The organism is Pseudoxanthomonas sp. JC1303, assembly GCF_058448525.1.
Genome location: NZ_CP185958.1, coordinates 2,584,343 through 2,609,962 on the forward strand (window position 1 = coordinate 2,584,343; position 25,620 = coordinate 2,609,962).

A 25,620-nucleotide genomic window follows, 5' to 3' on the forward strand; every position below is an offset into this window, starting at 1 on the left:
ACACTTTTGGGGAGCGCAAGATGCGGGGACTTTTGACCGCCGGACTGCTGTGTGTCGCAGGCTCGGCCGCGGCGGCTGACTGGCCGACCAGCTACACCTTCGACAACGGGGGCGGCCAGTTGAGCCTGACCGGCAACTTCGCCTACGACCAGAACCACTTCAGCGGGGACGACGCCCGGTTCGAGAACGACGACGACATGCGCCGCAAGGAATTCGGCATGACGTACAAGCTCGATGGCGTCCTGGACGCGATGGCCTACTACGACTACCAGTCGGACCTGTGGCTGGACATCTACCTGCGCGTCCAGACCAAGGCGCTGTTCGGCAAGGACTACGGGGCGGTGCGGGTGGGCTACATCAAGACGCCGGTGGGCTTGGACTCGGTCGGGTCCTCGCGCGCGACCTCGCTGCTGGAGGCGCCGCTGGCCACCCAGGCGATCTACGAAGGCCGTCGCACCGGCGTCGAATGGGCCCTGACCCGCAAGACCTATGCGCTGCAGCTCCAGGGGTTTGCCGGCGGCAGTCCGGAGGCCACCAACCATGGCACCACCATGGCCGGACATTTCGCGTGGACGCCGCACAAGGAGGCAGGCGACGTGATCCACCTGGGCCTGGCCTATTCGGTCGAGAACCCCGACGCCACCTCCGCGCGCGTGCGCGCCAAGCTCGAAGCCGGGCTGACCGACACGCGGCTGATCGACAGCGGAGCATTGCCGGGGACCGCGCACATCCAGCGCGGCGGCCTGGAGTTCATCCGCATCGCCGGGCCGTTCACCGTGCTGGCCGAGCATCTGGAGGAGGACGTGGCCCGCGACGGCTACGCCGACTTCCACGCCCAGGGCAACACCGTCTACGGCAGCTGGATCCTGACCGGTGAGTCGCGCGCCTACAACGGCACGCTGGGCAATGTAACGCCCACGCATCCGGCCGGCGCGGTCGAACTGCTCGCGCGCTACAGCGATCTGGATCTCAACGACGCCGGTATCGAGGGTGGCTACCAGCACGACTGGACGCTGGGTGCCAATTACTACTTCGGCAAGCACTTCAAGGTGCAGGCCAACTACGTCAAGGCACACAGTCGTCGTGCCGGCGTCGAAGTGGACCCCAATGCCTTCGAGATGCGTGCCCAGGTCATGTTCTGACCGCGCGTCCAGTAAAGAGCAAAAGGGCGGGCCCCTTGGGGTCCGCCCTTTTTGCTTTTCGTCGCAATGAAAAGGCGGCCCGGAGGCCGCCCTTCATGGGTGGATCCTGCGACCCGCTAGCTCAGAGCGCGTAGCCGAACTGCTGCTTGAACTGGTCGTTGAACTCGTCGAAGTCGAAGCGCTGGTTCTGGGTGCCGGGATGCTCGACCTTCAGCGCGCCCATCAGGTTGCCCATGCGGCCGATGGTCAGCCAGTCGCAGCCGCGCTCGATGCCGAAGATCAGCCCGGCGCGGAACGCGTCGCCGCAACCGGTGGGATCGACCACCCGGCGCTCGTGCGCCGGCGGGACGTCATAGGTCTTGCCGGGGGTGTGCACCAGCGCGCCCTTCGGGCCCTGGGTGGTGATGTAGGCCTGGACCCGGCTGACGATGGCCTGCTCGTCCCAGCCGGTGCGCTCCTGCAGCAGGTTGGACTCGTAGTCGTTGACCACCACGTAGTCGGCCTGCTCGATGAAGGTGCGCAGCTCCGGCCCGTTGAACAGCGGCATGGCCTGGCCGGGGTCGAAGATGAAGGGGGTACCGGCTTCGGCGAATTCGGTGGCGTTCTGGATCATGCCCTCGCGTCCGTCCGGGCCGACCAGGCCCAGGGTCACGCCGGGCACGTCCTTCACGTGGTTCTCGTAGGACCGCATCATCGCGCCGGGGTGGAAGGCGGTGATCTGGTTGTTGTCATGGTCGGTGGTGATGAAGGCCTGCGGGGTGAACAGGTCCTCGATCACCTTCACCCGCGACAGGTCGATGCCCAGCGACTCGAAATGCTCGCGATAGGCGCCGAAATCCTGGCCCACCGTGCCCATCGGGATCGGCTTGCCGCCCAGCAGATGCAGGTTGTAGGCGATGTTGCCGGCGCAGCCACCGAACTCGCGGCGCATCCGCGGGACCAGGAAGGACACATTCAGGATGTGCACCTTGTCCGGCAGGATGTGGTTCTTGAACTGGTCCGGAAACACCATGATGGTGTCGTAGGCGAGGGAACCACAGATCAGAGCGGACATGGCGGCCTTGGCAGGGGTCACGGTTGCCCGGCGCGCGAGGTCGCCTGGGCGGGTCGGGAAGACCGGCCCCAGGGCCGGCACGAAGCGACAAGGTTACCGGCTGGGGCCGGACAGGGCCAGCCGGCCGGCCCGGGCACGGCATCGCGCAGGTGGCTGGAAGCCCGTTGCGCGCTGCGATTTTCCTTGTATGCCGCAGGGGGGATTGCTAGGCTAGCCGACCTCTTTTTTGCCCATTTTTTCGCCAGCGGCGCGATGGGTATTTGCCTCTCTTCGAAGGATCCCAGCCCCCGATGTTCAAGAAGCTGCGCGGCATGTTCTCCAATGACCTGTCCATCGACCTGGGCACGGCCAATACCCTGATCTACGTGCGCGGCCAGGGCATCGTCCTGAACGAACCTTCCGTGGTGGCCGTGCGTCAGGACCGCGCCATCGGCGGCACCCGCTCGGTCGCGGCGGTGGGCGCGGAAGCCAAGCAGATGCTGGGCCGCACCCCGGGCCACATCACCACCATCCGCCCGATGAAGGACGGCGTCATCGCCGACTTCACCTATACCGAGGCGATGCTCAAGTACTTCATCAAGAAGGTGCACAAGTCGCGCGTGCTGCGTCCCAGCCCGCGCGTGCTGGTGTGCGTGCCGGCCGGCAGCACCCAGGTCGAGCGCCGCGCGATCAAGGAGTCGGCCGAGGAGGCCGGCGCGCGCGACGTCTACCTGATCGAGGAGCCGATGGCCGCGGCGATCGGCGCCGGCCTGCCGGTGACCGAGGCACGCGGTTCGATGGTCATCGACATCGGCGGCGGCACCACCGAGGTGGCGGTGATCTCGCTCAACGGCATCGTCTACTCGCAGTCGGTGCGCGTGGGCGGCGACCGTTTCGACGAGTCCATCACCAATTACGTGCGCCGCAACCACGGCATGCTGATCGGTGAAGCCACCGCCGAGCGCATCAAGCTGGAGATCGGCTGCGCCTACGCCCAGCCGGAAGTGGAGGAGATGGAAATCTCCGGCCGCAACTTGGCCGAGGGTGTGCCCAAGATGATCCGCATCAACTCCAACGAGGTGCTCGAGGCCCTGCACGAGCCGCTGTCGGGCATCGTCTCGGCGGTCAAGCTGGCCCTGGAGCAGACCCCGCCGGAGCTGTGCGCCGACGTGGCCGAGCGCGGCATCGTGCTGACCGGCGGTGGCGCCCTGCTGCGCGACCTGGACAAGCTGATCTCCGAGGAAACCGGCCTGCACGTGCAGGTGGCCGACGATCCGCTGACCTGCGTGGCGCGCGGCGGTGGCCGTGCGCTGGAACTGGTGGACATGCACGGCAACGAGTTCTTCGCCCCGGAATGATCCTTCTTGCCGGCAACCGGGCCGGCCATGACCGCCACGCGCATGCCGTGGCCACCGCTGGCTCCCGGCCGACACGGGCTGGCGCCTGCTTCCGGGCCTTGCGGCCCGGCCTCCTTTCCGTCCCTTCGCTAGCCGCCTTCCGTGCCTTCCTACGCTGGCCCTCCTGTTGCCCCACGCCCTGGCGAGATCGCCAGCTCGCTGCGGCTGCTGGCCTATCTGGCGCTGGGCGTGGCGCTGGTCATCCTCGACCACCGCGGCGGCTGGCTGCACCAGGCCCGGCGCGAAGCCGGCCTGGCCGCCCAGCCGCTGTGGTGGGTCGCGGGCCTGCCCGGCAAGCTGGGCACGCGCCTGCAGGACGATGCGGCCACGCTCACCCAGCTGACCGCGGAAAACCGACGCCTGCGCGATGAGTTGCTGGTGTCCAATGCGCGCCTGACCCGACTCAGCGCCGCGGTGGCCGACAACGTGCAACTGCGCGCGCTGCTCAACGCCGCAGGCAATCGCGGCCTGGACGTGCAGCTGGCGGCGGTACTCAACATCGACCTGGACCCAACCCGCCAGCGGCTGGTCCTGGACGCCGGGGCCAACGATGGAGTCTATGTCGGGCAGCCGGTCATCGACGCTGGCGGCCTGTTGGGTCAGATCGTGCAGGTGATGCCGGCCTATTCGACGGTGCTCCTGCTCACCGACCCGGACCACGCGGTCCCGGTGATGGTCCAGCGCAACGGCGTGCGCATGCTGGCCTTCGGCAACGGACGCAGCGACCAGTTGCAGCTGATGAACGTGCCGCTGAACGCGGACATCAAAGACGGCGACGTGGTGGTGACATCCGGGCTGGGCGGGCGGTTTCCGCCGGGATTCCCGGTAGGCAAGGTCATCGATCTGCATGCCGACGACAGCCGCACCTTCCTGGTCGGCGAGCTGACCCCGGCCGCGCATCTGGACCGGGGCCGCAACGTGCTGCTACTCAAGGCCGCCGACGCCGCGCCGCCCGTGCCCGCCGACGCCGCGCCGACGGATCCGGCTGCGCTGCCGTCGGCCAAGGGCGGTGCGGACGCAGGCACACAGACGACCCCGGCCAGGGATGCGGCGACGCCGGCGCCTGACGCGGGCCAGCCCCCGGGCAAGGCCGCGCGCCCGACGCCAACTGCGCCGGCGCCCGCCCGCGACACCCCGCCCCCGGCCACCGCGCCGACGGAGCCGGCCCGATGAGCCGCACCCGCCACGCCTGGGTGTTGCCCGCCAGCGTGCTGCTGGCCCTGCTGCTGGCCTTGCTGCCGCTGCCGCTGGTGGTGCAGCCGCTGCGCCCCTACTGGCTGGCGCTGGTGCTGGCGTATTGGGTGATCGAGGAACCCGAACGGGTCGGCCTGGGGTTTGTCTTCATCGTCGGCCTGGTGGCCGACCTGGGCTTCGGCGGCCTGCTCGGCGAACAGGCGCTGCGCCTGGTGATCATGGCCTTCATCCTGCAGCGCTTCCGCGCCCGCCTGCGCTTCTTCCCCCTGTCCCAGCAGGCCCTGGCCATGGGCGGGCTGCTGGTGAACGACAGGATCGTCGCCAGCGCGATTCACCTGGCGATCGGCGAGCCGGTGCTGCCCTGGGCCTATTGGTGGGCGCCGCTGCTGGGCATGCTGCTGTGGCCGCCCACGTTCGTGCTGCTCGACAGCCTGCGCCTGGGGCGGCGTCCCTGAGCGCGATGCGATGATCTCCCGCCGCCGCCCGATGAAGAACCCCCACGCCGAGGCCGACCAGTTCCGCCGCCGCGCCGTGCTGGGCTTCATCGGCGTGTTCCTGTGCTTGGCGGGCCTGGGCGCCTGGTACTTCAAGCTGCAGGTGCTCGACCACGCCGAATACGCGACCCGCTCGGAGGCCAACCGGATCAAGCTGCGCCCGGTGGTGCCGGCGCGCGGCAGCATCTACGACCGCAACGGCGTGCTGGTGGCCGAGAACATCCCGGCCTTCCGCCTGGACGTGGTGCCCGACCAGGCCGGCGACCCGGCCGACTGGCTCGATGCGTTGGGCAAGATCGTGACGCTGGATCCGGAGGAAGTGCAGCACTTCCTGGACAAGCGCAAGGTGACCCGTGGCTTTCGTGGCATCACCCTCAAGCCGCGCCTCACCGAAGAGGAGATGGCGGCCCTGGCGGTGAACCGCTGGCGCTTTCCCGGGGTGGAAGTGGTGCCGTATCTGATCCGCCATTACCCCTACGGTCCGCTGCTGGCGCATGTCATCGGCTACGTCGGTCGGGTGGATGAGGACGACCTCAAGCAGCTGGGCGAGGCCAATTCGGCCCTGACCCACATCGGCAAGACCGGGCTGGAGCGGTATTACGAAGATCAGCTGCGCGGCAAGATCGGCTACGAGAAGGTCGAGACCAACGTGGAGGGCCGCGCGCTAGGCGTCGTCGGCCGGGTCCCGGCCCAGGCCGGCACCGACCTCAAGCTGTCCATCGATATCCGCCTGCAGCAGGCCATGACCGAGGCCTTTGGCGACTACGAGGGCGCGGCGGTGGCCATGGATCCGCGCACCGGCGAGATCCTGGGCATGGTCAGCCTGCCCAGCTACGACACCAACCTGTTCGTCAACGGCATCTCCTCCAAGGATTTCAAGGCGCTCAACGACAACCCCTCGCGCCCACAGTTCAATCGCCTGGTGCTGGGAGGCGTGGCGCCCGGGTCGACGATCAAGCCGCTGCTGGGGCTGGCCGGACTGGAGAGCGGCGCACGCAGGCCGCAGGACAAGATCCTGTCCACCGGCATGTTCTATCTGCCCGGGGTGAGCCGCGGCTGGGGCGATTCGCATCGCGGCGGCCACGGCTGGACGGATCTGCGCAAATCCATCGCCCAGTCGGTGAATACCTACTACTACAAGCTCGCCATCGACATGGGCATCCAGGAAGTCGACAAGTACATGCGAAAGTATGGCTTCGGCGTGCCCACCGGAATCGATCTGACCGGCGAGTCGGGCGGAATCGTGCCGTCGCCGGCCTACAAGATGAAGAGCCGGCGCGAGCCGTGGTATCCGGGCGATACGGTCAACATCGCCATCGGCCAGGGCGATTGGAAGGTGACCCCGCTGCAGCTGGTGCGCGCCATCTCCGGTGTTGCCGACGGGCAACTGCGCACCCCGCATCTGGTGATGGACGAGCGGCAGGGGTTCGACCAGCCCTGGAAGCCGGTCGGGCAGGGCCCGGCCAGGCCGATCACCGACCATCCGGACAACCTGCAATGGATCCGGGAGGGCATGATGGACACCATGCGTCCGGGCGGAACCGGGTATTCGGTGACCTATGGCGCGCCTTACCAGATGGCCGGCAAGACCGGCACCGCGCAGGTGGTCAGCCGCAAGGGCCTGGCGGCGGTCGACCCCAGGTCGCTGCCGATGCACCTGCGCCATCGCGCGTTGTTCGAGGGGTTCGCACCGGCCGAGGCGCCGACCATCGCCCTGGCCATCGCGGTGGAGGGCGGTGGCTACGGCACCAGTACCGCCGCGCCGATCGCGCGCAAGATCTTCGATGCCTGGCTGCTGGGCAAGATGCCAGGCGACGATACGCCCACCGACAGCCAGGTCGCCGCGACCCAGGCCCAGGGCGCGCAGGCCGATGCCGATGCGCCCCTCGGCGTGGACGATGTCGACCCGGAGCAGGCGCAGGCACCGCAGGTGGTCCAGCCTGCACCGCCATCTCCGGCGCCGCCCCGTCCCGCGCCCGCACCGGCAGCCGATGCACCCGCGCCCGCGCCGGTCAGGCCGCAGGCGGCCTCGAACGGGCAGGGGCCACGATGACCGAACTGCTGCGCTATCTGGGCGACCTGGCCTGGCGCTTCCTGCGCACCCTGGACTGGGTGTTGTGCGTGGCCCTGGCCGGGGTGATGTGTTTCGGCCTGGCGGTGCTCAAGAGTGCTGGCGGCAGCACCGGCGGCACCCATCTGGTCATCGCCCAGGCGGTCCGCTTCGCCATCGGTGCCGGGGCGATGTGGGCGCTGTCGCGGGTCTCGATGACCCGCCTGCGCGCGTGGACGCCGATCACCTACGCACTGTCCATGCTGCCGCTGCTGGCGGTGTTCGTCCTGGGCACCGGCAAGTACGGGCGCCAGTGGCTGGACCTGAAGGTGTTCTACCTGCAGCCGGCGGAACTGCTGAAGATCACCCTGCCGATGATGGTCGCCTGGTACCTGCATCGCGTCCCGCTGCCGCCCAAGATCCCCTCGGTGCTGGTGGCCGCGGTGATCATCGGCATTCCCACCAGCCTGATCATGCTGCAGCCGGACTTCGGTACCGGCGTGCTGATCGCCGCCTCGGGCGCGTTCGCGCTGCTGCTGGCGGGCCTGCCGTGGTGGTGGGTGGGGATTGGCGTGGCCGGCGTGGCCAGCGCCGCGCCGGTGGCGTGGTTCTTCCTGCTGCGGCCCTACCAGAAGGATCGCATCATGATGTTCCTCAACCCGGAGAACGACGCCCTGGGCGCGGGCTGGAACATCATCCAGTCCCAGATCGCCATCGGCTCGGGTGGGCTGACCGGCAAGGGCTGGGGCATGGGAAGCCAGTCGCACCTGAACTTCATTCCCGAGCAGACCACCGACTTCGCCTTTTCGGTGCTCAGCGAGGAGTTCGGCTGGATCGGGGTGGCCACGGTGCTGACCCTGTACCTGGTCATCGTCGGGCGCTGCCTGTGGATCGCGATGGAGGCGCGCGATACGTATTCGCGCGTGCTGGCCGGCTCGCTGGGCCTGGCCTTCTTCGTCTATGTGCTGGTCAACGGCGGAATGATTTCCGGCCTGCTGCCGGTGGTGGGGGTGCCGATGCCGCTGATGAGCTACGGCGGGACCTCCGCGGTCTCCCTGCTGGCCGGCCTGGGGCTGGTCATGGCCGTGCGCTGGCACCGTCCGGTGAACCGCTGATCCGTCGCCGAGGCGCCGTGTGGAAGCGCGGTTGCACATGAACAAACTGGTCCAAGTGACTGACAAGACAGGGTTCATTTCACATCGCTGCATGCTAACCTGCCGCCCGATGACCCGACGTGTCCTAGCCTGCCTGTTCACGCTTGGCCTGGTCGCCTGTGCGACCCAGCCCAAGCCCCCCACGCCGCCGAAGCAGACCGCCGCCGGGCCTGCCTCCTCTGGCCCGGCCACTCCCGGCAAGACGCCGCCGGCCGGGACCGAGGTCGAGCGGCGGGCCGATGTCGAGACCCTGGACCTGACCCCGGTGCCCTTCGAGGTCGCCCGGGCCAACTTCATCCGCGACACCGCTGCGCGCTACGGCCTGGATCCGGCCTGGATCACCTCGGTGCTCGATGCGGCGCAGTGGCGCGAGGACACCATCAAGCTGATGTCCAAGCCGGCCGAACGCACGATCGGCTGGGACGAGTACCGTCCGCGCTTCATCACCACCGCACGCATCGACGGTGGCAAGGCCTTCCTGGACAAGCACCGCGCCGAACTGATGCGCGTGCAGGAGCGCACCGGCGTGCCGGCCGAGATCATCGTGGCCATCCTGGGCGTGGAGACCAGCTATGGCGGCTATACCGGCAGGACGCCGATCGTCGATGCGCTCTACACGCTCGGCTTCCGCTATCCGCGCACGGGGGACCCGGACCGCGCCCAGTACGAAGCGCGTCGCGAGCGCTTCTTCCGCGACGAGCTGGGGCAGCTGTTCGCCCTGTCCAAGGAGCAGGGCCTGGACCTGGCTACGCTGCGTGGCAGCTACGCCGGGGCGATGGGCATGGGCCAGTTCATGCCGTCCAGCTACCGCGACTTCGGCGTCGATGGCGACGGCGATGGCCGGATCAACCTGATCGACGACTACGACGACATCTTCTCTTCGGTGGCCAACTACTTCGTCAAGAAGGGCGGCGCCTACGGCTGGGAGCGCGGCGGCCCGGTGGCCGTGCAGGCCAAACTTGCACCGGGGCACGAGGCCTTCGATCCGCTGGACTGGACCCCGACCTGGACCCTGGCCGACCTGTCCGCGCGCGGCTACACGCCGCTGGCGCCGGTCCCGGCCGGCGAGACCGCTACCCCGGTGACCCTGTCGGCCGCCGATGGCCCGCAGTATTGGCTGGGCTTCCGCAACTACTACGCCATCACCCGCTACAACAACTCCAAGATGTACGCGATGGCGGTCTGGCAGCTGTCCCAGGCCATCGCGGGCAAACCGCTCCCGCCGGCATGAGGACCTGGCTGCTCCTGCTGGTGGTGGTGACCCTGGCGGCATGCAGCAGCGCGCCGCGCAAGGGCGCCAGGCCAGGCGAAGCGCTGGTGGTCGTGCCCAAGGGCGGCAAGGCGCCAGCCGCCGTGGCCGCAGGCTGCGATGGACGTTACAGCCCCGCCCAGGAAGATCCGGCCACGCGCGGCGACTACGTGGCCGGCGGCCTGTACAAGCCGGGCGTGTCCGACAGCACCCCCACCGAAGTGCCCGACGTGGACTGCATCGCCGAGCCGACCATCGCCGACGAGACACCGTCGGCCTACGGCAACAAATCCCCGTACACGGTGCTGGGCAAGCGCTACGAAGTGCTCGATTCGTCGGCCGACTACGACGAGCAGGGCCTGGCCTCCTACTACGGGCAGAAGTTCCATGGCCGCAAGACCTCCAACCACGAGGTCTACGACATGTACCAGTTCACCGCCGCCCACAAGACGCTGCCACTGCCCAGCTTCGCCCTGGTGACCAATCTGGACAACGGACGCGATGTGATCGTGCGGGTCAACGACCGCGGCCCCTTCCATGATGGGCGGATCATCGATCTGAGCTATGCGGCGGCGGTCAAGCTGGGGATCACCGCGCGTGGCACCGGCCGGGTCGAGGTCAAGGCCCTGCATGCCGACGATCCGCGGCTGCCGGCGCTGCTGGCCAGCCGCGGGCGCCAGGTCCGGCCCGCCAGCCAGGTGCCGACCACGATCGCCACCGGCAAGCCCGCGCCGGTCAAGCCCTCGGCGATGGACCAGCTGGTGGGCGGACTGCCGCCCGCCGCGGCGCGCACGCCGCAGCAGGTGGTGGACGCCGCGCGTGCCGCACCGGTGGGGACCAAGGGGGCGCCCAGCGACCCGTCGTTGCGATACCACGTGGCCACGAATGCCAAGGCCGACGGTAATGCCGCGGCTGGCGCGGACCGTTTCGAGGCCTGGATGCAGGCCCAGGGCGTGCATGTGGCCACCGGCAAGCCCGGTGCGCCGGTAGCCTCTGCCGCGCCCTCCACGCCTGCGCTGGCGGACAACGCCGTGAAGCCTTCCGCTGTCGCGCCGACGCGGAACATGCCGGTCCAGTCCGCGCCGGTCGGCTCCTACGGCCAGGCCGCCATGGCCGTGCTGTTGCAGGTCGCCAGTTTCGCCAGCCGCGACAATGCCGAGCGCACGGTGGCGCGGCTTGTGTCGGCCGGCATCGCCACTGCCTCGATCAGCGATGTGATCGCCGGCGGCCGCAAGCTGTGGCGCGTGCGGGTCGGGGCGGAGGACAATGCCGGGGCCGACGCGCTGGCCGCGCGCATCGCCGGCCTGGGGTTCTCGCGCCCGCAGGTCGTGCGCGAGTGAAGTGAACCAATCCGCGTCGTGCCGGTCCATGCCTGGACCGTGTGCTCCTTTCCACCGCCAAGTTTTCCAGGGGTAAGTCCTTCATGAAGTTCCGTTTCGCCTTTGCCGCCCTGGCGACCGTCGCCGTTGGCGCGGCCGTCGCCCAGACGCTGCCGCCGCCCGAAGCCGCGACCGCGCCGCCGCCGGAGATCAAGATCCCCGACGCGCCGGCTCCGGCGGTGTCCAAGGCGTGGATCGTCATGGATGCGGCCAGCGGCCAGGTCCTGGCGGGCGCAAACATCCACGAGCATCTGGCCCCGGCCAGCATGACCAAGGTGATGACCTCCTACGTGCTGGCCGCCGAGCTCAAGGCCGGCAAGATCACCCGCGACGACCAGGTCATGATGACCGAGCGCGCCTGGCGTGAGGGTGGCGCGGGGACCGATGGCAGCTACAGCGGCTTCCCGGTCAACCAGACCGCGCGCCTGGAGGACATGGAAAAGGGCATGGTGGTGCAGTCGGGCAACGACGCGGCCATCGCCCTGGCCGAGCACACCGCCGGCAGCGAGGAGGCCTTCGTCCAGCTGATGAACGCCTACGCCCAGCGCCTGGGCATGAAGGACAGCCACTTCGCCGACGTGCATGGCCTGGCGGCCGAGGGCCATTACTCCAGCGCCTACGACATGGCCCTGCTCGGGCGCGCGCTGATCCGCGACTACCCGGACACCTACGCCTACAACAAGATCAAGGAAATGACGGTCAACGGCATCACCCAGCCGAACCGCAACCTGCTGCTGTGGCGCGACCCGAGCGTGGACGGCATCAAGACCGGGCATACTTCGCAGGCCGGCTACTGCATCATGAATTCGGCCAAGCGCGGCGATCAGCGCCTGATCTCGGTGGTCATGGGCGATGTGTCGGAAAAGCAGCGCGCCACCGACTCGCTGGCCCTGCTGAACTGGGGTTTCCGCTTCTACGAGACCCACCGCCTGTACGAGGCGGGCAAGGCCATCGCCCAGCAGAAGGTCTGGAAGGGCGCCGAGCGTGAGGTGAAGCTGGGCGTGGCCGCGCCGCTGCTGGTGGGCGTGCCGCGCGGCCAGTACGACAAGCTCAAGCCGATGATGGACGTGCCCAAGCAGCTGGTCGCGCCAATCAAGAAGGGCCAGAAGATCGGCACGGTCAAGGTGAACCTGGACGGCAAGACCATCGCCGAGGCCCCGCTGGTGGCCGTGGAGGGCGTCGAGGAAGGCGGCTTCTTCCGCCGCCTGTGGGATGCCCTGTGGATGTGGTGGGAATCGGTCTGATCCGCCCCCCACGATGTGATGAAAAAGCCGGCAGATGCCGGCTTTTTCGTGCATGGCGCCCGCCCGGCTTGGGTTTGCGCACGACCGCCCCGATAATCGCGCCATGCAGATTTCATCCGACAATCCCGAACATGGCTTCCAGTTTCCCGGCACGTTCGAGCTGAGCGCGATGGGCCCGGCCGGTATCGCGCTGGAGCAGGAGCTTCCGCGCCTGCTGACCGACGCCGGTATCGAGGTGCTCAGCGAGCGCGTCAGCTGGAAGCATTCGTCCAACGGCAAGTACGTCTCGGTGCGCATCGCGTTCCGGGCGCAGTCGCGCGAGCAGTACGACGCGGCCCATGCGGCCCTGCGCGACCACCCGGAAGTGAAGTGGACGCTGTAGCCGCGTCCTGTCCGTCGGCCGCGGGCGATGCGGTCATTGCCGCGCGCGATCCGCTGCCGGCGATCGTGCGTGAACTGGGACGCCAGCCGTACACGCCGGTGTGGCGTGCGATGCAGGCCTTCACCGATGCCCGCGATGAGGCGACGCCGGACGAACTGTGGCTGGTCGAGCACGACCCGGTGTTCACCCTGGGCCAGGCCGGTCGACCCGAGCACGTGCTGGCACCGGGCGACATTCCGGTCATCCATGTCGATCGTGGCGGCCAGGTGACTTACCACGGCCCCGGCCAGTTGGTGCTTTACCCGCTGCTGGACCTGAAGCGGCTGAAGATCGGCGTGCGCGACTACGTGTGCCGCATCGAGCAGGCCATCATCGACACCTGCGCGGAGTGGAACATCCACGCCGAACGCAAGGACGGCGCGCCGGGCGTCTACGTGGCCGGTGCCAAGATCGGCGCGCTAGGCATCCGTGTGCGCCGCGGCTGCACCTTCCACGGCTTGAGCTTCAACATCGCCATGGACCTGGAGCCCTTCCACCGCATCAATCCCTGCGGCTACGAAGGCCTGCAGACCATCGCCCTGTCCGATCTGGGCGGCCCGGCGTCGATGGAGGCGGTCAAGTCCGTGCTGCTGGAAAAGATCGCGGGGCTGTTCGGCATTGCGCCGACGGGTGCGGACGGCGTGCCCGCGCCGCACGTGGCATAGCGCGACCCGCCCTGGGATAAGCCACCTCGTGGGAGCCGCCAGGGCGGCGACGGGGCTTCGCCTGCAATGTCGCATCATGGGATTGCTGGCCTGGAAGGCCAATGAATCGGTAAAGCCCCATCGCCGCCATGGCGGCTCCCACGGGTAGGCTGGGGCACACTTGGTGCCCATGAACCCAGTGCCAGACCTGATTGCCGCCTCGCTGCGCCGTCTGATCGCCGCCGCGCCGGAACTCGAAACCACGCTCGCCGATGCGCGGGTGCGTGCCTCGGTCGAGCGACTCGCCCTGGCCAGCGACTTCGCGCTCAATACGCTGTGCCGGCAGCCGCCGCTGCTGGAGGAACTGCTGGACGACGCGACCACGCCGTTCGCGCCGCCGGCCCTGACCGAGGCCCCCCTCGCGCAGTGGCCCGCGTTGCTGCGCCGCTTCCGCGTGGCCGAATCCACGCGGCTGGTCTGGCGCGATGTGGTCGAAGGCGCCGACGTCGACGAGATCCTGGCCGGCACCACGGGGCTGGCCGAGGCCTGCCTGCAGACCGCGCTGGACGCGCTTGAAAGCGACTTCGCCCAGCGTCACGGCGTGGTGCGCGATGCGCAGAGCGCTGCGGTGCGGCTGGTGGTGTTCGGCCTGGGCAAGCTCGGCGGCGGCGAGCTGAATTTCTCCTCCGATGTGGATCTCGTCTACGGATTCGCCCGCGGCGGTGAGTCCGACGGCGCCCGTCCCCTGGCGGCCGAGGAATATTTCGCGCGGCTCGGCCAGCGTCTGGCGCAGCTGCTGGATCAATCCACGGCCGACGGCTTCTGCCATCGTGTCGACCTGCGCCTGCGGCCTTACGGCAGCGCCGGCCGAGTGGCCCTGTCCTTTGCCGGAATGGACCGCTACTTCCAGACCGAGGGCCGCGACTGGGAGCGCTACGCCTGGCTCAAGGCGCGCCCGGTGGCCGGCGACCTCGCCGCTGGTGAGGCCTGGCTGGAGACGCTGCGCCCCTTCGTCTATCGCCGCTACCTGGACTTCACCGCTTTTGAGGGCCTGCGTGCAATGAAGGCGATGATCACCGCCGAGGTCGCGCGGCGCGAGCTGGCCGACGACATTAAGCGCGGCGCTGGCGGCATCCGCGAAATCGAGTTCCTGGCTCAGGCGCTGCAGCTGGTGCATGGCGGGCGCGACGCGCGCCTGCGCCGGCGCGGCCTGCGCGCGGCCCTGGACGCGCTGGTGCAGGCGAGGATCCTGGCGCCGGAGGTGGCCGCGCGGCTACGCGCGGCGTATCGCTTCCTGCGAGTGCTGGAGAACCGCCTGCAGATGCTGCGCGATGCGCAGACCCACACCTTGCCCGAGGATCCCACCGACGCGCATCGCATCGCCGTCTCGCTCGGATACGCGGACGCCACCGCCCTGCGCGAAGCGCTTGCCGCGCAGCGCGACGTGGTCAGCGCGGCGTTCGCCCCGCTGATGGCGGCCCCGGAGGATGCGCAGGAAACCCCTGCGCTGGCGCCTTACCAGCGCATGCTCGACAGTGACCAGGCGCCTGAAGCGCTGGCCGAAGTCGGCTTCGCCGATGCCGCGCAGTCGGCCTCGCGCCTGCAGGATTTCCTCAAGGCGCCCGGCGTGGCCCAGCTGTCGGACAGTGCCCGCGCGCGCCTGGACCGCGTGCTGCCGGCCATGCTGCAGGCTGCCGCGGCCTCCGACCAGCCGGACGCCGCGCTGCAGCGCTGCCTGGCGCTGCTGCAGTCGATCCTGCGCCGCACCAGCTATCTGGCGTTGCTGGATGAAGTGCCGGCCGCGTTGGCGCGGCTGGTGGACGTGGTCGCGCGCAGCGCCTGGCTGGCCGAGCGCGTGGCCCAGTACCCGCTATTGCTGGACGAACTGCTGGACGCACGTGCCGCCGGGCCGCTTCCGGACCGGGCGGCGATGCGGGCGGCGTGCACCGCGACCCTGGCCGAGCCCGACCCCGAGCGCGCCCTGCGCCGGCTCAATGAGGTGCGCTTGGCCTTTGGCTTTCGCATCGCGCTGGCGGCGCTGGATGCGCGCCAGCCGCCACAGGATTCGGCGCGCCAGTTGGCGTGGCTGGCCGATGCGGTCTGCGCGGTGATCTTGGACATGGCGCGCGCCGCGGTGGCCCAGGCGCACGGCACGGTGGCCGGGGGCGAGTTCGCGCTGCTGGGCTACGGCAGCCTGGGTGGCGAGGAGATGGGCTTCGGCTCGGACCTGGACCTGGTGTTCCTGTTCCGCGCGCCGGCCGGGGCGCAGTCCCACGGCCCGCGCAGCCTGGATGCCGCGCGCTGGCACCTGCGCCTGGCGCAGAAGGTGGTGTCCCTGCTGGAGACGATGACCGGCGCCGGACGCTTGTATGCGGTGGACGTGCGCCTGCGCCCGGATGGCGCCAAGGGCCTGCTGGTCAGCACGCTGGACAGCTACGCCGACTACCAGCGCAAGCGGGCCTGGACCTGGGAGCACCAGGCGCTGGCGCGTGCGCGCGGGATCGCCGGTGATGCGGCGCTGCTGGAGGCTTTCGCGGCGATCCGCGCCGAAACCCTGGGCCGGACGCGCGACCCGGCCGTGCTGCGCGAAGACGTCGTGCACATGCGCGGCCGCATGCGCGCGGAGCTGGACCGCAGCACGCCGGCGCGCTTCGACCTCAAGCAGGGCGCGGGCGGACTGGTCGACCTGGAGTTCCTGCTGCAGGCGCTGGTGCTTGAACACGCCGCCCACGCGCCGGCGCTGCTGTCCCCGCGCAATACGCGCGATCTGATCCGTGCGCTGGCCGAGGCCGGTTTGTTGAAGGTGCCGTCATCCCTGCTGGACGCGCACGCGACCCTGCTGGCGGCCAGCCTGGCCTGCACGCTGGATCGGCGTCCGCGCCTGACCAGCCCGACGCCGACGCTGGAGGCCGCCCGCGAAACCGTGCGCGAAGCCTGCCTGGCCGGCGGCCTGGTGTTCGCCGCTGGCAAGGGGGAGCCCGCCTAGCGTGGACGTGCGGGCGGAGAGGCTGTCATGCCAGGGACAGTCGGCTGCGGACCTCGGCGGCGATGCGCGCGGTCTCGCGCAGCGGGACCACGGCAAACGGCGGCAACCCATCCGCCAGCGGCGCGATGCGCTGCAGTTCGCGCAACTGGCCGAGGAAGCGCGCCAGCCGTCCCCGCGCCCGTTGCGGCGCATGGACGAACACCGGCGCCTGCGTGGCGCAGGCTTCGGAGAGCATGTTGACCGAGTCGGGCGTGCACACGATCGCATCGGCCCAGGCCAACAGGCCGGCGTAGGGATTGGGTCCATCCTGTTCGCCAGCCCACACCCGATGCGGTCCTGCGGCGTAGCGACAGCGCAGCGCGTCGATGATCACAGGCGGGGTGCGGCGTGAGGTGGTGACCAGGACGGTCCCGCCCGTGGCGCGGGCCTTGGCGTCGACCGGCGCGAGCGTTGCCTCGATGTCCTCCAGGTCCAGTGCGGCCTGGGGCGTCGGCCCGCCGACCAGCACGGCGATGCGCGGGGCGGGCAGGGTGCCCAGCTTGGCAAACGCCTGCCGGGCAGACGCCAGCCAGGCCTCGTCCACCGGGTTGAGGCTACCGAGCAGGGAGAGCACGTTGGCGCCGCGCAGGCGGTCGTGTTCGGGGGCGATCACCAGGTCCCAGTGCCGCGGGGCGATGCGCGGGTCCAGGACCTGCACCGCCAAGGCACCCCGCGCGCGCAGCAGGCGGGTGGCCAGCGCGGCCTGTCGACCGCAGCCGATCGCCAGCTCCGGCGGCTGCGCCAACGCGGCGGCGAAATCGCGGCCGAACGCCTGGACCGCCCCGGGTAGCCAGCGCGGCGCCACCTGCTTCCAGGGTGAGCGCGCGAGCAGCGTGCAAGCGCGCGCCGGCCGGTGCAGCGCCCGCGCCAGCGCCTCGGCCTGACGCACGTTGCCGGCGGCGCCGTCGGTCAGGGTCCAGGTGAGCGCTGCGGTCATGGAAAGCTGCAAGGCATGAAACGGTCAGGCCTGTAAGGATGCATTTGTTCTGTAACTCAAAACAATCCGTTGCGAGTGGCCTTGGTGTCGCCGACGGGCGCGCCCCCTACACTGCACCCCGATCCAGCGGAAGCGCGTGCCACGCGCCGCCGCTCGCCGGGTCGCCTTTTCGCTTTTCGGAGTCGCACGATGTCCCAGTCCCTCGACGCCGCCGCGCTGGACCAGCTGTTCCGCACCGCGCGCACCCAGAACGCCTTCACCGACCAGCCGGTCACCGACGCAGAACTGCACGCCCTCTACGATCTGCTCAAGTGGGGACCGACCGCGGCCAACGGCACCCCGGCGCGCTTTGTGTTCGTCAAATCGCCCGAAGCCAAGGCCAAGCTCAAGCCGGCCCTGGCCGAGAACAACGTGGACAAGACCCTGGCCGCACCGGTGACGGTGATCGTCGCCCACGACCTGGATTTCCACGAGCACCTGCCCAAGCTGTTCCCGCATACCGATGCCAAGGCCTGGTTCGATGGCCCGCAGGAAGGGCGCGTGGAAGGCGCGTTCCGCAACGGCTCGCTGCAGGGCGCCTATCTGATCCTGGCCGCGCGTGCGCTGGGCCTGGATGCTGGCCCGATGTCCGGTTTCGACAATGCCAAGGTCGACGAGGCGTTCTTCGCCGGAACCGCGATCAAGTCCAACTTTCTGATCAACCTCGGCCACGGCGATCCGGCCGGGTTGTTCCCGCGCCTGCCGCGCCTGTCCTTCGACGAGGCCGCGCGCATCGTTTGATCCGCAGCTTCGCCATCCACCCGGCGCTCGCGCCACCACGCCCCATCACCCACCGTTTCAAGGAGCCTCACCCCATGCGCAAGTTCCTGCTCGCCGTTGCCCTGTCGGCCCTGGTCGCCCCGGCCTTCGCCGCTTCGACCACCTACAAGCTCGATCCGACCCACACCGACGTGATCGCCACCTGGAACCACTTCGGCTTCTCCAACCCCAGCGCCCATTTCGGCCAGGCCGACGGTTCGCTGACCTATGATCCGGCCAACGTCGCTGCATCCAGCGTGGAAGTCACCTTCCCGCTGTCCGGTCTGGATTCGTTCGTGCCCAAGCTGGACGAACACCTGCGCGGCTCGGACTTCTTCGACGCTGCCAAGTATCCGACCGCGACCTTCAAGAGCACCAAGGTCCAGTCGCTGGGCAGCAACAAGCTGAAGGTCACCGGCAACCTGACCATCAAGGGCATCACCAAGCCGGTCGTGCTGGACGTGACCTTGAACAAGGCCGCCGAGCATCCGATGAAGAAGACCCAGTCCATCGGCTTCGACGCCACCGGCACGGTCAAGCGTTCGGACTTCGGCGTGGGCGCCTACGCGCCGATGGTCAGCGACGAGGTCAAGCTGCACATCACCACCGAGGCCGACGCCGCCAAGGCCAAGTGATGTATCGCGCGGCCTGATGCCAGGTCGCGCCATGCCTGAACAGATAACGCCGCCGGGTGCGAATCCGGCGGCGTTGTCGTGTGTCGCGGGCGAGAACCCGGTGGGAGCCGTGGCATCGCCGATCGATCGGCTCCCACGGTAAGGTTTCAGGCCTTCGCCAGTGCCTGGGCGAAGTCGGCGATCAGATCGTCGATGTGCTCCAGGCCGACCGACACACGCAGCAGGTTCTGTGGGGTGACCGGCTGGGGTCCTTCGACCGAGGCGCGGTGTTCGACCAGCGATTCGCACCCGCCCAGTGAGGTGGCGTTGGTGAAGATCCGCAGGGCGCCGGCCACGCCCAGGGCCGCCTCGCGCCCGCCCTTGAGCTGCACGCTGAGCATGCCGCCGCCCTGACGCATCTGGCGCATCGCCAGGGCGTGGGCCGGATGGCTGGCCAGGCCGGGGTAATGCACCGCCTCGACCTGCGGCTGGGCGGTCAGGAACTCGGCCAGCGCCTTGGCGTTGGCGCAATGCAGGGCCATGCGCGCCGGCAGCGAGCGGCAGCCGCGCAGGGTCAGCCAGGCGCTGAACGGGGCCAGGGTGGCGCCGGTGATGTGCAGGCGATGGGCCACCGCGCGCGCGAAGTCGTCCTCCCGGGCAAATGCCAGCGCACCGCCAAGCACATCGCTGTGCCCGCCGAAGTACTTGGTCGTCGAATGCATCACGATGTCCGCACCCAGCGCCAGCGGCTGCTGCAGCACCGGCGAGGCGAAGGTGTTGTCGGCCACCAGTAGCGCGCCATGGGCATGCGCCAGTTCGGCCAGGGCGGCGATGTCGGAGACCTTCATCATCGGGTTGGACGGCGTCTCGACCCAGATCAGATCCACGCCGCCCTCGCACGCAGCCGTCACCGCGGCCAGGTCGGTCATGTCCAGGCGCACGACCTGCGCGCCGCGCTCGGGCAGGAACTCGGCCGCCAGCAGGCGCAGGCCGGCGTAGCAGTCGTCCGGAATCAGGATCCGCGCGCCGGGACGCAGGCTCTCCAGCAGCACGGTGATGGCCGCCATGCCCGAGGCGCAGGTGATCGCCGTGGCCGCGCCTTCCAGGGCGGCTACGGCCGCGCGCAGGCGATCGTTGGTGGGGTTGCCCTCGCGCTGGTACTCGTAGCCGGCGATGCGCTCGGCCGCCGGGCCGTGGCGGAAGGTGGTGGCCAGGTGGATCGGCGGGGCGACCGCGCCGGTGGCCGGGTCGTATTCGCCGCCGGCGTGGATGGCGAGGGTTTCAAGACGCATCGGATGCAGCTCCGGTGAGGTGGTAGAAATCGAACGCGCGCCGCAGGGTCGCCGCACTGCTGAAGCCCAGTGCGTCCAGCCCGGCCGCGCGTGCGCCGCTGACGTTCTCGTCGCGGTCGTCAATGAACAAGGTCTCGCTCGGCGCTGCGTCCAGGAGCGCCAGGGCACGCAGGTAGGCCTCCGGCGCCGGCTTGGCCAGGCCCACGTCGCCCGCGCCGACCACCCGGCCGGCGAACAGCGGGAACAGCGGTGGGCAGATGCGCTCCAGGTGTCGGGTCAGGAACGGGCCGTTGTTGGTGAAGATCGCCACCTGGGCATGCCGGGCCACTTCGGTGGCGAGCGTGACCATGACCGGATCGGCCGGGGTGGCCAACGTCCTGGCCACGATGCAGTCTTCCAGGCTCAGGCGCGCGCCCAGGCGCCTGGACAACTCGTCGGCATAGTCCTCCGGGCGCCACAGCCCGATATCCGACTCGTGCTCCAGCCCGGAGTCGAACAGCGCGGCCTGCACCGCGGGGGGATGGGTGCCGCTGCGCCGCGCCAGCTCGACCAATCGCACGCGGCGGTCGTAGCAGGCCAGAACGTCATCCAGATCGAACAGGACCAGCGATGGGCGCCGCCGCTCGGGGCGCCGGCTGGCGCGCGAGGAAATGGCATCGGGCGCCCGCATGTCGGACAGGGGCATTGGGGCGGGGGAGGGGGATCAGCTCTCAAGCATACGCCGGGGCCAAGGACGGGTGGAGGGTGCTGGCCCGCTCCACCCGCGCCCCGGGCTGGCGGGTGGGCAAGGCCGGGGTGCGCCCTGCCCGCACCTACCCGGGCAACGGCCACCTACCCGCCGCAGGGGTCAACGAATTCCTAACTCGCGGTTAGCTTCGAGTGAAGGTTTGGCGGACTCCACATGACACCGGCTCACGGGGATCCGGACCGCCAGGCACCTCCCTCACGTCGCTTCCTCACTTCGCCTTGCAAGGAGTCCAGGTCATGCGTAGTCGCCCCACACCTCGCCGCCTCGCCGTTGCCGTCGCCGCCTCGTTGTCGCCCTCCCGGACCCTGCTGCGCGGCCTGTCCTCGGCGGTGCTGCTGGCCGCCACCGCACAGGTCGCCTTCGCGGCCGATGCAACGCCTGACGACCCGCCGGCCACGGCCGACACCGATGTCGCGGCCAAGACCCTGGACTCGATCAGCGTCATCTCCACCGGTACCCGCAAGGCCAACATGGCCGTGACCGACAGCCCGGCGCCGATCCAGCTGATCAGCCCCGAGCTGCTCAAGCAGTCGGCCGCGCCGGATCTGCAGAACGCCATCGCCAACCAGATCCCGTCCTACAACGCCAACCAGACCGGCGGCGACATGGCCAGCCAGACGCTCAACGCCAGCCTGCGCTCGCTCACCGCCAACCACACCCTGATCCTGGTCAACGGCAAGCGTCGCCACGTCACTTCCAACTTCGGCGTGGCCGGCAACGGTGAAATGGCCACCGACCTGTCCTACATCCCCAATTCGGCCATCGACCACATCGAAGTGCTGACCGACGGCGCCGCGGCGCTGTACGGCTCGGACGCGATCGCCGGCGTGATCAACATCATCCTGAAGAAGAACTCCAGCGGCGGCGAACTCAACGCCGGCTACTCCGGCTATGCCGACGGCGGTGGCGGGACCGACAACTGGAGCGGCAACATCGGCCTGGGCGGCGACAACGGCTGGATCAGCATCAGCGCCGAGGTGGAGAACCGCCAGTCGGTCTACCGCTTCTCCAACCCCAGCTACGCCAACTGCCTGCTGGACATCGACGCCTGTACCGCCTACGCCAATGCCAATGGCCGCGGCGACCTGCTCAGCCGCATCGCCAACGACCAGGGCGCGATCCTCAACGCTCGCTTCCCGGGCCTGAATGGCTGGCTCAACCCGCCGGAAGTGCACCGCAAGATCATGTCCTTCAACGGCGGCTATGACTTCGGCGATGGCCTGGAGTTCTACGCCTTCGGTACCTACGGCAAGAAGACCGCCGAGTCCGAGGAAAATTACCGCCGTCCCTCGCAGGATGGTGGTTACACCGACCCCATCACCGGTGAGGTCCGGCACAAGTATCCCAACGGCTTCAATCCCTCCGAGGCCTCCAAGGAATACGACTACGACCTGACCGCCGGCATCAAGGGCTACTTCGGCGACTGGTCCTGGGACGCGTCGACCAGCTACGGCCGCAACGAGATGGACGTCTATACGCTCAACTCGATGAACTTCTCGCTGTGGCAGGACTTCGGCTATTCGCAGGAGGATTTCTACGACGGCACCTACTACTCGACCCAGTGGACGACCGACTTCAGTGCGATGCATGACTTCGACATCGGGCTGGAGGCGCCGCTGACCTTCCAGGCCGGCGTGGAGTACCGTCGCGACGGCTATGGCATCGAGCCGGGCGAGCCGACCTCGTACTACGGTGCCGGCGCCTCGTCGTTCCCGGGCTACAACCCGCTGGGCACCGGCGACTACTCACGCCATAGCTATGCGGTGTTCACTGATGTGGTCCTCAACCCGACCGAGAAATGGCTGGTCGACGTGGCCGGTCGCTACGAGGACTACAGCGACTTCGGCAACAAGGCCGTGGGCAAGTTCACCACCCGCTACGACTTCACCGACACCTTCGCCCTGCGCGGCACGGTCAGCACCGGCTTCCGCGCGCCGAACATGGGTGAGCAGTACTACTCGGCCATCCAGGTCTCGCCGACCGGCGCCACCGCGACCCTGGCCGGTTCCAGCGTGGGCAACGGCCTGAAGCCGGAGACGAGCCAGAACCTCTCCCTGGGCTTCGTGTTCAACCCGATCCCGAACCTGACCATGACCCTGGACGCCTACCAGATCAAGATCAAGGATCGGACCTACATCGGCTCGTTCGCCTACTCCACCGCGCAGGCCGCCGACACCCTGACCGGGCGGACCACCGGCACCTGGAACGCCGACCTGCCCGATCCGGCCGATACCGACGGTGATGGCGTGCCGGATGATGCCTACAACCAGATCCTGGGCGACGCCCTGGTGGCCGGCGGCTTCATCAGCAATCCCAACGACCCCGCCGCTCCGGGTGGCAGCTTCGATCAGACCGCGCGTGCCAACATCAACCTGAGCTTCTTCTCCAACGTGCTGGACACCAAGACCAGCGGCGTGGACTGGGTCACCAACTACATGAGCGAGTTCGGTTGGGGCACCATCGACTGGTTGCTGGCGGCCAACTACAACAAGACCGAGGTCACCCGTGCCGGCCGTGCGCCGGGCTTCGAGACCATCCCGATGTTCACCGCCGCGAACATCTCCGACATCGAGCACAACAACCCCAAGTACCGCGTCAATCTGGCCGCGACCTTCAACTGGGAGAAGTTCAGCCTGACCCTGCGCGAGTCGATCTACGGCCCGCAGTACTCGGTCGCCAGCCTGAGCGGCTACGAACAGTTCGCCGACCAGCTGGACCTGGTCACCCTGGATGGTGGCCAGTACTACAAGCAGGAAATCGGCAGCATGGCGCTGACCGGCTTCGACCTGAGCTTCAAGCCCAACGACGCCTGGACCCTGACCGTCGGCGGCGACAACATCTTCAACGAGTATCCCGACAAGATCCCCTCGCCGGTGTGGGACTACGATGTGGCCAACTACCAGAACGGCAACAACGAATACCTGACCGGCAGCCCGATCGGTTACTTCGGTGCCAAGTACTACGCCAAGCTGAGCTACCGCTTCTGATCGGCCCGTGCGCCGGCCAGGATCGCCTGGCCGGCGTCTGACGATCCACCCTTCAATCGATGATTTGCAGCGGCCTGCTCCGGGTCGCGACGCCCACCGCAGACGCAGTGGGCGGCTCTTTGTCCAACCAGCAGTGGCCCGGAGCCGGGAAGTGCCGGCCACTGTCGAAAGGAAGATCTTCAATGAATGGCGTTACCACCGCATTGACCCGCCGCCAGCTGCTGGGCCGTATCGGCCTGGCCGCGGGCGGCACCATGATGTACCAGGCCATGACCAGCCTGGGTTATGCCGCCGAGTCCAGCTACAAGGGGCCGGTGAACCTGCAGGGCAATCCCAAGGGCGCGACCGTCCTGATCCTGGGTGCCGGCGTGGCCGGCATGACCGCCGCCTACGAGATGCGCAAGGCCGGTTACAAGGTCAAGATCCTCGAATACAACGCCCGTCCCGGCGGTCGCAACTGGTCCATCCACGGCGGGGACACCTATACCGAGCTCGGCGGCCACACCCAGCATTGCCAGTTCGATTCCAACCTCTACCTCAACCCGGGTCCGTGGCGCATCCCGCACCACCACCGCGGGTTGCTGCATTACTGCAAGCAGTTCAACGTCAAGCTCGAGTCGTTCAACCAGGTCAACTACAACGCCTTGCTGCACAACACCAAGGCCTTTGGCGGCAAGCCGCAGCGGTTTCGCGAGATCGACGCCGACTACAAGGGTCACGTCAGTGAGCTGCTGGCCAAGGCCTGCCAGCAGGGTGCGCTGGACCAGGCGGTGACCAAGGACGACCAGGAGCTGCTGCTCGAGTCGCTGCGCAGCTGGGGCGCGCTGGACAAGAACATGGCCTACGTCAAGGGCGAAGCCAGCAGCGCGCGCCGTGGTTTCTCCAAGTTTCCCGGTGGCGGCATCTCCGGCAAGCCCGAATTCTCCGAGCCGATGGGCATGGACAAGGTGCTCAACTCGCACCTGTGGGCCGCCCTGGCCGCCGGCAACAACTACGAGATGCAGACCACCATGTTCCAGCCGGTCGGCGGCATGGACCAGATCGGCAAGGCCTTCGCCCGCGAGTTGGGACCGGGCACCATCCAGTACAACGCGCGCGTGGTGCAGATCGACCAGGACGACCACGGCGTGACGGTGACCTACGAGGATCATGGCGCCGATGGCGCGCGCCGCACCGCCAAGGCCGACTGGTGCATCTGCACCATTCCCTTCTCGGTGCTCAGCCGCATCCCGATCCAGGTCGGCCAGGCGATGTCCGATGCCATCACCCACCTGCCTTACGCGGCCTCGGTGAAGGTCGGCCTGCAGTTCAAGCGTCGTTTCTGGGAAGAGGACGAGGCCATCTACGGCGGTATCAGCTACACCGACCTGCCGATCACCCAGATCAGCTACCCCAGCACCGACTACCACAGCCCCGGCAAGGGCGTGCTGCTGGGCGCCTACATCTGGGGCCTGGATGCTTACGACTTCACCTCGCACACTCCGGAAGAGCGGGTGCGCCAGGCGCTGGAATACGGCTCGCAGCTGCATCCGCAGTACAAGCCCGAGTTCGATAACGGCGTGTCGGTGGGCTGGCACCGCGTGCCGTGGACCCACGGCTGCTTTGGCCAGTGGAGCGAGGACCTGCGCGCGCAGCACTACAAGGCCGCGACCCAGATCGATGGCCGTATCGCGATGGCCGGCGAGCACATTTCCTACATCCCGGCCTGGCAGGAAGGTGCGGTGCTGTCCGCGCTGGATGTGATCGGGCGTCTGCATAGCAAGGTCATGGCGACCGGAGGACAGGCATGAACACCAAGACCCTGGCCGTGATCGGCCT

At 68.7% G+C, this 25,620-nt stretch carries 20 protein-coding genes; 16 read left to right on the forward strand and 4 right to left on the reverse strand.

What is annotated here, in order from left to right:
* The first annotated feature begins 20 nt into the window (after positions 1–20).
* Positions 21–1,142, forward strand: coding sequence for an OprO/OprP family phosphate-selective porin (locus ACORQU_RS11530; protein ID WP_491641318.1), 1,122 nt, complete (start codon positions 21–23; stop codon positions 1,140–1,142).
* 121 nt (positions 1,143–1,263) lie between these two features.
* On the opposite strand, the gene ACORQU_RS11535 is transcribed toward ACORQU_RS11530, so the two are convergent.
* Entirely contained in the window at positions 1,264–2,196 is a 933-nt protein-coding gene (locus ACORQU_RS11535; RefSeq protein WP_271647175.1) for a carbohydrate kinase family protein, read from the reverse strand.
* Positions 2,197–2,486: 290 nt separating this feature from the next.
* On the opposite strand from ACORQU_RS11535, the gene ACORQU_RS11540 reads away from it, so the two are divergent.
* The 11 genes from ACORQU_RS11540 to glnE all read left to right on the forward strand — a co-directional run bounded on the left by ACORQU_RS11540 (position 2,487) and on the right by glnE (position 16,387).
* The gene (locus ACORQU_RS11540) at positions 2,487–3,533 is read left to right on the forward strand and encodes a rod shape-determining protein (protein ID WP_271647174.1); all 1,047 of its coding nucleotides are present in this window, start codon (positions 2,487–2,489) and stop codon (positions 3,531–3,533) included.
* Positions 3,534–3,674: 141 nt separating this feature from the next.
* Positions 3,675–4,745: a rod shape-determining protein MreC gene (gene mreC / locus ACORQU_RS11545; protein WP_491641319.1), complete on the forward strand. Its 1,071-nt coding sequence runs from the start codon at positions 3,675–3,677 to the stop codon at positions 4,743–4,745.
* Positions 4,742–5,221, forward strand: a complete 480-nt coding sequence (mreD, locus tag ACORQU_RS11550) for a rod shape-determining protein MreD (protein WP_271647172.1) — start codon at positions 4,742–4,744, stop codon at positions 5,219–5,221. The genes mreC and mreD overlap by 4 nt, the downstream gene beginning before the upstream one ends.
* A gap of 10 nt (positions 5,222–5,231) precedes the next feature.
* The gene (gene mrdA / locus ACORQU_RS11555) at positions 5,232–7,313 is read left to right on the forward strand and encodes a penicillin-binding protein 2 (protein WP_491641320.1); all 2,082 of its coding nucleotides are present in this window, start codon (positions 5,232–5,234) and stop codon (positions 7,311–7,313) included.
* Positions 7,310–8,425, forward strand: a complete 1,116-nt coding sequence (gene rodA / locus ACORQU_RS11560; RefSeq protein ID WP_271647170.1) for a rod shape-determining protein RodA — start codon at positions 7,310–7,312, stop codon at positions 8,423–8,425. The genes mrdA and rodA overlap by 4 nt, the downstream gene beginning before the upstream one ends.
* A gap of 109 nt (positions 8,426–8,534) precedes the next feature.
* Positions 8,535–9,695: a lytic murein transglycosylase B gene (gene mltB / locus ACORQU_RS11565; RefSeq protein ID WP_491641321.1), complete on the forward strand. Its 1,161-nt coding sequence runs from the start codon at positions 8,535–8,537 to the stop codon at positions 9,693–9,695.
* Entirely contained in the window at positions 9,692–11,053 is a 1,362-nt protein-coding gene (locus tag ACORQU_RS11570; protein ID WP_491641322.1) for a septal ring lytic transglycosylase RlpA family protein, read from the forward strand. The genes mltB and ACORQU_RS11570 overlap by 4 nt, the downstream gene beginning before the upstream one ends.
* An 83-nt stretch (positions 11,054–11,136) precedes the next feature.
* Positions 11,137–12,336, forward strand: coding sequence for a D-alanyl-D-alanine carboxypeptidase family protein (locus ACORQU_RS11575; RefSeq protein ID WP_491641324.1), 1,200 nt, complete (start codon positions 11,137–11,139; stop codon positions 12,334–12,336).
* A 103-nt stretch (positions 12,337–12,439) separates the two neighbouring features.
* Positions 12,440–12,718, forward strand: a complete 279-nt coding sequence (locus tag ACORQU_RS11580; protein ID WP_271647166.1) for a DUF493 family protein — start codon at positions 12,440–12,442, stop codon at positions 12,716–12,718.
* Complete coding sequence (lipB, locus tag ACORQU_RS11585; protein ID WP_491641326.1) at positions 12,706–13,422, forward strand: lipoyl(octanoyl) transferase LipB; 717 nt, start codon at positions 12,706–12,708, stop codon at positions 13,420–13,422. Before ACORQU_RS11580 ends, lipB begins: the two co-directional genes overlap by 13 nt.
* A gap of 169 nt (positions 13,423–13,591) precedes the next feature.
* Positions 13,592–16,387, forward strand: a complete 2,796-nt coding sequence (gene glnE, locus ACORQU_RS11590) for a bifunctional [glutamate--ammonia ligase]-adenylyl-L-tyrosine phosphorylase/[glutamate--ammonia-ligase] adenylyltransferase (RefSeq protein WP_491641328.1) — start codon at positions 13,592–13,594, stop codon at positions 16,385–16,387.
* A 25-nt stretch (positions 16,388–16,412) separates the two neighbouring features.
* Here glnE and ACORQU_RS11595 read toward each other — a convergent pair whose 3' ends face one another.
* On the reverse strand, positions 16,413–17,363 hold the full coding sequence (locus tag ACORQU_RS11595; protein WP_491641329.1) for a mitochondrial fission ELM1 family protein: 951 nt from the start codon (positions 17,361–17,363) through the stop codon (positions 16,413–16,415).
* Positions 17,364–17,552: 189 nt separating this feature from the next.
* Here ACORQU_RS11595 and ACORQU_RS11600 point away from each other — a divergent pair, with 189 nt between their 5' ends.
* Both ACORQU_RS11600 and ACORQU_RS11605 read left to right on the forward strand, forming a co-directional pair.
* Positions 17,553–18,143 (forward strand): malonic semialdehyde reductase, encoded by a 591-nt coding sequence (locus ACORQU_RS11600; protein ID WP_491641330.1) that lies wholly within the window; start codon positions 17,553–17,555, stop codon positions 18,141–18,143.
* A 74-nt stretch (positions 18,144–18,217) separates the two neighbouring features.
* Positions 18,218–18,796 carry a YceI family protein gene (locus tag ACORQU_RS11605; protein ID WP_491641331.1) on the forward strand — a complete coding sequence of 193 codons (579 nt, stop codon included), beginning with the start codon at positions 18,218–18,220 and terminating at the stop codon, positions 18,794–18,796.
* A gap of 146 nt (positions 18,797–18,942) precedes the next feature.
* Here ACORQU_RS11605 and ACORQU_RS11610 read toward each other — a convergent pair whose 3' ends face one another.
* Together ACORQU_RS11610 and ACORQU_RS11615 are read right to left on the reverse strand one after the other, a co-directional pair.
* Positions 18,943–20,067 carry a trans-sulfuration enzyme family protein gene (locus ACORQU_RS11610; RefSeq protein ID WP_491641332.1) on the reverse strand — a complete coding sequence of 375 codons (1,125 nt, stop codon included), beginning with the start codon at positions 20,065–20,067 and terminating at the stop codon, positions 18,943–18,945.
* The gene (locus ACORQU_RS11615; protein WP_491641333.1) at positions 20,057–20,752 is read right to left on the reverse strand and encodes an HAD-IA family hydrolase; all 696 of its coding nucleotides are present in this window, start codon (positions 20,750–20,752) and stop codon (positions 20,057–20,059) included. Before ACORQU_RS11615 ends, ACORQU_RS11610 begins: the two co-directional genes overlap by 11 nt.
* Before the next feature lie 299 nt (positions 20,753–21,051).
* Between ACORQU_RS11615 and ACORQU_RS11620 the strand changes: the two genes are divergently transcribed.
* Positions 21,052–23,802 (forward strand): TonB-dependent receptor plug domain-containing protein, encoded by a 2,751-nt coding sequence (locus ACORQU_RS11620; protein WP_491641334.1) that lies wholly within the window; start codon positions 21,052–21,054, stop codon positions 23,800–23,802.
* 182 nt (positions 23,803–23,984) lie between these two features.
* The gene (locus ACORQU_RS11625) at positions 23,985–25,592 is read left to right on the forward strand and encodes a flavin monoamine oxidase family protein (RefSeq protein WP_491641335.1); all 1,608 of its coding nucleotides are present in this window, start codon (positions 23,985–23,987) and stop codon (positions 25,590–25,592) included.
* Positions 25,593–25,620 lie beyond the last annotated feature (28 nt).